Annotated in this window: 4 protein-coding genes; all 4 read right to left on the bottom strand. The window is 71.3% G+C overall.

What is annotated here, in order from left to right:
* Positions 1-249, bottom strand: a 249-nt coding sequence (locus tag NBZ83_RS31500) for a translation initiation factor IF-2 N-terminal domain-containing protein (RefSeq protein ID WP_261576441.1), incomplete at its 3' end; no start/stop codon positions are given.
* Between the two features lie 215 nt (positions 250-464).
* On the bottom strand, positions 465-749 hold the full coding sequence (locus NBZ83_RS31495) for a YlxR family protein (protein ID WP_261566979.1): 285 nt from the start codon (positions 747-749) through the stop codon (positions 465-467).
* Between the two features lie 4 nt (positions 750-753).
* Complete coding sequence (gene nusA / locus NBZ83_RS31490; protein WP_261566980.1) at positions 754-1851, bottom strand: transcription termination factor NusA; 1098 nt, start codon at positions 1849-1851, stop codon at positions 754-756.
* The coding region (rimP, locus tag NBZ83_RS31485; protein WP_261576440.1) for a ribosome maturation factor RimP at positions 1848-2607 on the bottom strand (760 nt) is incomplete at its 5' end. The genes nusA and rimP, both read right to left, overlap by 4 nt.

Here is a 2607-nt window from a genome sequence, read left to right as displayed (position 1 = left end):
CGCGAGGCCGGGGCGTGGCGGGGCCGGACGGGCGCCGTTGCCAGGCACCGGTCGACCGCCGGGACGCCCGCCCGAGGCGGACCCGCCCTCGGTGGGGAAGGCTTCCTTCAGCTTGCGGACGACGGGGGCTTCGACGGTAGACGAAGCGGACTTCACGAACTCGCCCAGGTCTTTCAGCTTGGCGAGCACGGTTTTGCTGTCGACACCAAGCTCCTTGGCGAGCTCGTGTACGCGGGCCTTTCCTGCCACGGTGCTCCTTCGATCGGCCCGCGGTCCGTGCCCGCGTGACCTCGTTACCTGTCGGTCGTGATCATGGCTGGGTGCTCATTGAGCGATCATCGCTGTCTCGACCTGCTTCCCTGTCGACGTCATGTGGCGCCGCCTCCCGGACCGGGCGCCGTAGGTGGCGGCGTCCGTCCCGTCTGACCCGGGCTCTCCGCTGCCGCAGACCACCCGTTACCTCTTTACCCGAACTTCTGCCCCATCGGGAGCCGTTCCAGGTAGCGCCTGACCTGCCCCAACTCGAGCGGACCCGATACCCGCAGGGCCCGCGGGAACGCCTTTCGCCGCTCCGCGAGATCGACACAGGTGCGATCCGGATGCACGTGCGCACCCCGACCACGCATACGGCGACGAGCATCCGGCAGAAGCTCACCGCTGTCCACGACGATACGCAGTAGGTCGGAACTCGGCGCGCGGCTTCGACATCCGATACAGGTACGGACGGGCTCCGCACGACACGCCACCATAAGTCTATCCCGCCCGACCCCGGGAGTGACCACCCGCGGCGGAAGAGCGGCGCGGGCCCCCGGATGGCCCGGACCGCCGCGGCGCTCCCGCGGGCGGCGGCTCGGCGGTAGCCGGCGGCCCGCCGGCCCGATCCTCCGTGTCGGAGTGGATGTCGATGCGCCATCCGGTCAGCCGCGCCGCCAGCCGCGCGTTCTGCCCCTCCCGGCCGATCGCCAGCGACAGCTGGTAGTCGGGGACGACGACCCGCGCCGACCGACTCGCCAGATCCGTCACTTCGACCCGAGCCACCCGAGCCGGTGACAGGGCGCTGCCGACGAAGGTCGCCGGGTCCGCCGACCAGTCGACGATATCGATCTTCTCGCCGTGCAACTCCGCCATGACGGCGCGCACCCGGCTGCCCATCGGCCCGATACAGGCGCCCTTGGGGTTGACCCCGGCCACCTTCGAGCGGACGGCGAGCTTGCTGCGATGGCCCGCCTCACGGGCGATCGCGGCAAGCTCCACGGTGCCGTCGGCGACCTCGGGCACCTCCAGCCGGAACAGGCCCTTGACCAGCTCGGGGTGGGTTCGCGACAGGGTCACGGTGGGGCCGTGCGGCCCGCGGGCGACGTGCACCACGTAGCACTTGATCCGGTCACCGTGCTCGAGCCGCTCGCCGGGGACCTGCTCGGCTGGCGGCAGGACACCCTCGATTGTGCCCAGATCGACCAGCACCACCTTGGAGCCGGCCCGCTGCTCATGATGCTGCACCACGCCGGAGACGACCTCGTGCTCACGATCGGCGTACTGCCCGTAGGTGACCTCCTGCTGCGCCTCACGCAGCCGCTGCATGATCACTTGCTTCGCCGTCATGGTCGCAATTCGGCCAAAGTCGGCCGGCGTGTCGTCGTACTCCCGACTGGTCCCGTCGGGACCCTGCTCGCGGGCGAGGACGGACACCTCCCCCGTCGTCCGGTCGATGACCACCCGGGCCTCGGGGGCCGATCCCGCGGTGTGGTGATACGCCGTCAACAGGGCCGTCTCCATCGCCTGCACCAGGGTGTCGAAGGCGATGTCCTTCTCCCGCTCGATACCGCGCAACGCGGCCACGTCGAGCTTCACCGGGTCATCTCCTCACCGGCCGCGCCCTGGGCGTCGACCTGGCGGCCCTCGTCGTTGGATACCGGCCCCGGCGACGCCGGGAGATCGTCCTGCACCGCATCGTCACGGGCGGTGTGCGCCCGCGGCGCATCGGCGCTCACGTCGGAAACCGGGAATTGCGGTGCACCAGCCGACGGTTGCGACGGTGACTCACCAGAAAGATCATCATTCCCCTCGGTCGAGAACTCGACCTCCACCGTCGCTCGCTCGACCTGTGCATAGGTGACCCGCGCGACACGGCGCCGCTGCGGCCGCCCGCGCCGGGCCGGACCCGTGGCAACGGCCAGATCCGCCCCGTCCTCGTCGGCGGACAGCACCCGGCCGGACAGGACGTCCCCGGCGCTGTCACGCACGGTCACGAGTCGTCCGACGGCTCGGCGCCAGTGCCGCGCAGCGGTCAGCGGCCGGTCGACCCCCGGGGAGGTGACCTCCAGGACGTACGGGCCTGCGGTGAGCCCCTCGCCAGCCGCCTCCGCCGCGTCGAGCAGATCCGAGACCACTCTGGCGGCCTCCGCCACCGCGTCCAGGTCGATGCCGCCGTCGCGGTCCACTGCGACCCGAACCAGGCTGCGGGAACCGGCCCGGCTCACCGTCACATCCTCGAGATCGAGACCGACCTCGGCCAGCCCGGACGTCAACCGGTCACGCAACGCCGGCCGGACAGTACCCGCCCGCCGAGCCGCCCCGGATGAGCCTCGGCCCCGTCCGTGACCGGAC

It is taken from the genome of Frankia gtarii, from assembly GCF_025403375.1.
Lineage (GTDB): Bacteria > Actinomycetota > Actinomycetes > Frankiales > Frankiaceae > Frankia > Frankia gtarii.
This window is presented reverse-complemented; position numbering and strand designations above follow the sequence as displayed.

Excerpts from the sequence above, each read along its gene's own strand:
- NBZ83_RS31495 (WP_261566979.1), bottom strand. The coding sequence starts at position 749 with ATGGTGGCGTGTCGTGCGGAGCCCGTCCGTACCTGTATCGGATGTCGA.